Origin of the sequence: Streptomyces sp. 4N124 (assembly GCF_052245395.1) — a bacterium.
In the GTDB taxonomy this organism is placed as follows: domain Bacteria; phylum Actinomycetota; class Actinomycetes; order Streptomycetales; family Streptomycetaceae; genus Streptomyces.
The window spans coordinates 1-4,157 of record NZ_JBQQBS010000130.1 but is presented as its reverse complement, the minus strand read 5'-3'; the positions used below and the strand labels follow the sequence as shown (position 1 = coordinate 4,157).

Sequence of the window (4,157 nt, the reverse complement as noted above, 5' to 3'; positions counted from 1 at the left end):
GTGGGCCGCTGGACAGCGGCCCACCCCCCTCTCTACTGCCTGCTCAGCCGTCCAGCACCGTGAGCGGCACCTGGACCGCGATCGGGGCGCCCGCTTCGCTCGCCGTCCAGCCGCGGCCGGGGGCCAGCGGGGTACGCACCTGCTCGGAGGAGATCCGCACCCCGATGAGGTCGCCCTCCCCGATCGACTTCGGCCCGAGCAGGATGCCGCGCCGCGAACGGCGGGCCATACCGACCCAGCCGAGGGAACTCATCGACTCGGGCAGCCCGGCAAGCAGCAGTCCCTGCTGTCGGTCGCGCCCCGAAGTGGCGACCTGCCGGAGCACCTTGTCGGCCCCGCACGCCAGGAGCAGGTCCGCGTCGTCCACGACGACGACCACCGGTTTCCCCGAGACCGCGCGCAGGGCCTGGGTGACCGCGTCCGCCGAGGGGTCGTGGTCGGTGATGACCTGGGCGAGATCGTGTGCGGCGAGCTGCCGCAGCTGCGAGTCGCGCGGCGCCAGGACAACGAGTGCCGTGCCGCCCATCAGCAGGGACACGCACATGGAGGCGAGCGTCGTGCTGCGCCCCGAGCGCGGGGGTCCGGCGACCACGAAGGAGCCGCCGCCGGCCGCGAAGTCGAAGCCGAGGGGCTCGGCGGTGTCGCCGCCGATGCCCACCAGGGCCCACAGCGGGCGGCGCTGGGACTCCGGGACGCGGTCCACCGCCTCCTGGAAGCCGATCAGGGAAGGCAGTTCCTCTATGCGGAAGGGACGGCGGACGACCGGGAGCGCGGAGTCGCGCGCGGTGGTGCGGCGGCCGATCTCGGCCAGGGCCTCGCCCTGGTCGGCGCCGTCCTCGGTGGGCAGCAGTGCGATCTGGGCCTCGACACCGCTGGGGGCGTGCCAGCCGCGGCCGGGCGGGATGTGCGCCGGGACCTTGCCACGGCCCATTCCGGCGACGTTGTAGTCGCTGAGGTCGGCCTGCTTGAGCAGGAACCGGCTGTCGTTGTGGGCGGCCAGGCGGCCGCCCAGCAGGATGCGCTCGGAGGTGGCGATGACATGGATTCCGGCTGCTGCGCCCTCCCTCAGCAGCCGTACGACCTCGGAGTACAGCCGGCCTCCGTCGTAGTCGTCGAGCATCGCGCTGAGCGCGTCCCAGCCGTCGATGAGCAGCAGCAGACGGGCTGGGCGACGGTCCTTGGGGAGCTTGGCGCGCAGTTCGCCGAGGCCGGCGACGCCGTGCTGCGAGACCAGGCGCTGACGGGACGTCAACTCCGTGGTCAGGCGGGCGATCAGCCGCTCCAGGCGTTCTGTGTCGTGCCGCGAGACGACCGCTCCGCAGTGCGGCAGGGACTCCAGGGCGGCGAGACCGCCGCCGGCCGCGTCGATGCCGTAGATGTGCAGGTCGGAGCTGGGGATGACGAGGGCTGCGGAGCCCGCGACGGTCCGCAGGACCTGGGTGCGCCCGGAGCGGGGCGAGCCGATGACGTAGAGGTGGCCGAAACTCGCGAAGTCGATCGTGCCGAGCCGTTGTTGCTGAAGCTGCGGCACGTCCATGAGGGCGTACGGCACCAGCGGCAGCTCCCCGGGTTCGGGCGGCGGGCAGGGCGGCAGGGATTCCATGCGGACGGTCTCGGCCAGCGGGGGCAGCCAGGGGCTGCGCTGCGGCTTGTAGTCGTCGAGGAGTTCGGCGGCCCGACCTAGAGCCTCGACCAGGGCGCTCAGGTCGGTGACGGGTTCCTCGCCGCCGGTGAGGTGCTCGAAGGGTGCGTGCTCGTCTTCCGCGGCCAGGTCGGCGGGGCGGCCCAGCCGGTTCCAGGTCAGCTCGACCCCTCGTACTGGACGGGAAGGCGTCACCGATTCGGGCGTGGCGGCTCCTGCGCGCTCGGCGCCCACCCAGGCCGTCTGGAACGGGGTGGGGGCGCCGGAGCCGCGCCGGATGAGGGCGCGGCCCGGGGTGGAGGGCGAAATGCTGGCCGCTTCCGGCGCGTTGATGATGTCCTGGCTCTCGGAGCGGTCGGTCACCCGCAGGGCGATCCGGAGGTTGGTGTTGGCCTTGATCTCGTTGCTGACCGAGCCACCGGGCCGCTGGGTGGCCAGGACGAGGTGCAGGCCGAGCGAGCGGCCGCGCTGGGCGAGGCTGATCAGGCCCGGCACGAATTCGGGCAACTCCCTTACGAGGGTGGCGAATTCGTCGATGACCAGGAGCAGGCGGGGCAGCGCGGGCAGCTTGGGGTCGCGGGCCCGCTTGGCCCGGTACTCGGGGTGGTCCTTGGCCTCGACGTCGGCCAGCACGCGTTCACGGCGGCGCAGTTCGGCGTCCAGCGAGGCCAGGGCCCGCTGCACCAGATGACCGTCCAGGTCGGTGATCATGCCGAGGGTGTGCGGGAGTTCGGCGCACTCGCGGAAGGCGCTGCCGCCCTTGTAGTCGACCAGCACGAAGGCCAGTTCGTCGGGCCGGTTGACGGCGGCCAGTGAGGCGATCATGGTCTGCAGCAGCTCGGACTTGCCGGATCCCGTGGTGCCGCCGATCAGCCCGTGCGGCCCGTCCCTGACCAGGTCGAGGCGGAGCTCGCCCTCGTACCCGGCGCCGAGCGTGAACGCGGTGGAGGCGGGCCGGCGGGCCCAACTCGCCGCTATTGCGGCCGGGTCGGGCGGTTCCTGGCCGAGCAGCGGCAGCAGCCGTACGTCGGAGGGCAGCCCGGAGTCGCTGTCGACCGTGACGTCCCGCACGGGCGCGAGAGCACGGGCGACCTCCTCGCACCAGTCGGCGCCGACCAGGTCGGCCCGGATGTCCTCCACGGAGGGCACCCCGGACGCCCGTACGGTCAGCCGGTTGCCCTCCGTCGTGATCACGGCGGTGCACTCTTCGGGCAGCAGCCGTTCGCGTTCGTCCACGCACAGACTGAAGATCCGCACACCGGGTCCGCCGGTCAGGACCTGGACGACGCCGGGCACGTCCCGCAGCCGACGGGCACCGTCGAGGACGACCAGCACATCCGGTTCGCGCAGCAGGGTGTGGCCCAGCGCGGAGGTGGCGGCGGACGTCCGGGCCTGGATGTCGGCGATCAGCTCGTTGACACGGTGGGCCGTGCTCTCCGGGTCGTTGCCGAGCGCGATGACCGAGCCGCGGCGGTCGGGCCGCAGGTGCGGCAGCCAGCGCACCCAGTTCCAGGTGTCCGCGTGCGCGTCGTCGGTGAGGACGACGATCCGCAGGTCCCGGGGGCTGTGCAGGACCGCTGCCTGCGCGACGGCCCAGCAGGCCACCGTACGAGGGGTCTCGCCGGCCCCGGACAGGCCCACGACGCCGAAGTCGGCCAGTTCGACGCCGAACGGCACGTCGGCCAGGCGCCAGTGCACCTGGCGGTGGTTGGACTCGCGGGCCTGGTCGTCGATGCGCTTGAGGGACGGGCGGGTGACCGTGCCGATCCTGAGGGTGAGGTGGTCGGGGTCGCGGCGGCGGCGCTGCCACAGCAGGCTGCCGGGGCCGGTGGCGGTGAGCAGGACGGTGGCCGGGTCGGGGAACGTGATGTTGCGCAACTGCCGTTCCGCCACGGTCGCGTCGCGCATCTCCAGCTCCAGGGAAGCGCGGCGCAGCCGGTAGATGCGCAGTGCCTCCTCCTGTTGCTTGCGCCCGGTACGGCGGCCCATGATCCAGTTGCTGACCGCCATCATCGGCGTGAAGAAGATGAAGATGATGAAGTAGAACGAGCGGAACAGGCTCATCAGGACGAGGCCCATGACCAGCGGCATCAGCATCATCAGCACCGGGAACGGCCGTGAGCCGCGTTCGCCGGGCGGACCCTGCATACGGATCTGCTCGCTGTCCAGGTGCGGGGCGATGCGCGGCGGCCGGTTGTACTCGATGGCCAGGCCGTCGGCCGAGGGGTTGACGGCCGCGTCCGGGTCGAACAGCGGGCAGAGCCGCAGCAGATGGTCACCGAGCGACAGGTCGGCGTACGCGGGCCAGTCCTCCGAGCCGTCGTCCGGCGGCGGCAGCCAGCCGACCGGGGGCAGCGGGGGCGGTTGCGGCAGACCGTCCGGGCCCGGCCGGGCGGGCTGCGGGGTGTGCCCGCCGGGGCCGCCGTCCTGCGGGCCCGCCGGTTCCTCGGCGGTCAGCGGGGTTCCGGTCTCCGGGTCGACGGGCGGCGGCGGGGTCAGGCTGCGCAGCCCGCAG

General features: G+C 72.9%; 1 protein-coding gene. It reads right to left on the bottom strand.

Going from position 1 to position 4,157, the window contains the following annotated elements; all coding sequences use genetic code 11:
• Positions 1-43: 43 nt before the first annotated feature.
• Positions 44-4,157, bottom strand: a 4,114-nt coding sequence (locus ACTWQO_RS48340) for an FtsK/SpoIIIE domain-containing protein (protein ID WP_443243789.1), incomplete at its 5' end; no start/stop codon positions are given.